The sequence below is a fragment of the Mesotoga infera genome, assembly GCA_011045915.1.
Taxonomy (GTDB): Bacteria; Thermotogota; Thermotogae; order Petrotogales; family Kosmotogaceae; genus Mesotoga; species Mesotoga infera_D.
Genome location: DSBT01000261.1, coordinates 1 through 1,814, shown reverse-complemented (window position 1 = coordinate 1,814; position 1,814 = coordinate 1). Strand labels below are relative to the sequence as shown.

The window sequence follows — 1,814 nt, the reverse complement described above, 5'->3', positions numbered from 1 at the left end:
GCTGTAATAGTAGAATTGTGACAGAGAAATTATGAACAATCCCTATATTAGGAGAGACATCAAATGGACCTTTCAAGGTTGAAGAGGGCGTTCTCTATAAGAATTCTTAGGCAACCAGATGTCCGGGACACAATTCACGAAGAAGTCAAGGACGAAGCGATTATTTCTAATTACATCGAAGAGAACGAGTTGGGCGATTCTCCCAAGATTGAAAAGGGAAAGACCTACAAGCTTCTTGATATGATCGTTGATTGGCCGGATCATGTGGAGAAACCGAAAGTCGGCCTTACCGTTGATCATAAGAGCAGACCACATTGGGTCAAGTATGAGCACTTCCTCAAGAAGAATTCAATTCCTTACGAACTATTCGAACACAGAACTTCTGATTGGCTCGAAAAGGCAAGGAAATATGACCTTATAATCTGGTCTCTTGATTCCGGCCCATGGGAGCATGAAGAGATAAAGAGGAAGATAACGATAATAGAAAACAATCTCGGCATAAGATCATTTCCAACCTTGCCAGAGATGATGCTGTACGACAACAAGTTAATGGAGGTCGAGCTGCTGCAGCTTTACAAGCTCCCCGTAGCCGAGACCTTCATCTCTCACAGTTACAGAGAAGTAGAAGAGACGATTCACAAGCTTACATATCCTCAGGTATCGAAAATGAGCAAAGGTTCGACTTCTGAAGAAGTATTCCTCGTCCAGAGCCCGGGAGCCGCAAAAAAGATCGCCAATAGCAGCTTCTCGAGATACGGCCGAAAGACCCACTGGCCATGTTACAGACAAAAGGATTATGTCTACTTCCAGAAATTCGTAGAGGGAGAGAAGTACGACCTTCGCATCATTGTTTCTGCAAACATGATCACCGGTTATTTCAGAGATTGCCCTGAAAGAGATTTCAGAGCTTCCGGTGGACACAAGGTAAGGAAGACGGATCTTCCCATTGAAGCAATCGAAATTGCCCTGAAGGTCTTCCACGAACTCTCTGATTCGTCAATTGCCGTGGACATGATAAAAAGTGCTGAAGGAGACTACAAAATCATTGAGCTTTCTCAGTTCACTTGGAGCAGAACTCCGGTTAGACTGGCAGTGAATGGATACCCGGGTTACTATTTGCTTCACAAGGACGGCAGGCTTGAGTTCAAGCACGGTATGTTCTGGAATGAAGACGAAATTCTCAAAGTATACTTCGAGATGAACTATCTCACTACACCTAAAACATGGAAGAAAGAGAACATTCTCCCCGTGATTGAAAAAGGCAATTTGTATAAGGATCTCAGTGCCTGCAAATGAGATAAGCTACGTAAGAGCCAAAATACCGAGAATCAAAGTGGCCTCAGCATACCTGTGCACTTCAAAACCAAAGCTTTCCTCTATCAAAACCAGCACGATTCAAAGGGAGTGGTTTTTTCTTTGGAATCCGCTATCACTTCTCATAACTGTTCTCTGGATAGCCAGCATCCCAGGTGTAACCAGCTGCTGTGATATCAGTGACCACAGTCGTATAAGTCCCCGACGGCGCATTGACAACAGTAAATTTGGCAACTCCCACTGTGTCTGTTATAGTCGTGCCAGTTAAGTATTGCGAGATTCCTCCGTTGAGATACACCGCTACAGAAACACTTGCTCCGACAACAACCGGGTCCAGTTGAACTGAAACATACATATGCTTGGCATTTCTGCTCAATGAATAGCTGACATTGGAGACTGTTACTGTACCGGGTTCGGGATCTGGATCAGGATCGAGAGGCGTACTTCCAGAGGCCGCTTGAACTGCTAGGTCGGCTCTGACCAGCCCATATCCCTGATGC

At 44.9% G+C, this 1,814-nt stretch carries 2 protein-coding genes; one reads left to right on the top strand and one right to left on the bottom strand.

Features of this window, described 5'->3' with window-relative positions; genetic code table 11:
• Nucleotides 1-63: 63 nt before the first annotated feature.
• Nucleotides 64-1,296: an ATP-dependent carboxylate-amine ligase gene (locus ENN47_08915; GenBank protein HDP78285.1), complete on the top strand. Its 1,233-nt coding sequence runs from the start codon at nt 64-66 to the stop codon at nt 1,294-1,296.
• 133 nt (nt 1,297-1,429) lie between these two features.
• Here the strand turns inward: ENN47_08915 and ENN47_08910 are convergent.
• Nucleotides 1,430-1,814: peptidase S8 (locus ENN47_08910; protein HDP78284.1), on the bottom strand; the 385-nt coding region annotated here is incomplete at its 5' end.

What these genes read in the sequence shown, in the direction of transcription:
- ENN47_08915 (HDP78285.1), top strand. Translation starts at nt 64, where the DNA reads ATGGACCTTTCAAGGTTGAAGAGGGCGTTCTCTATAAGAATTCTTAGG.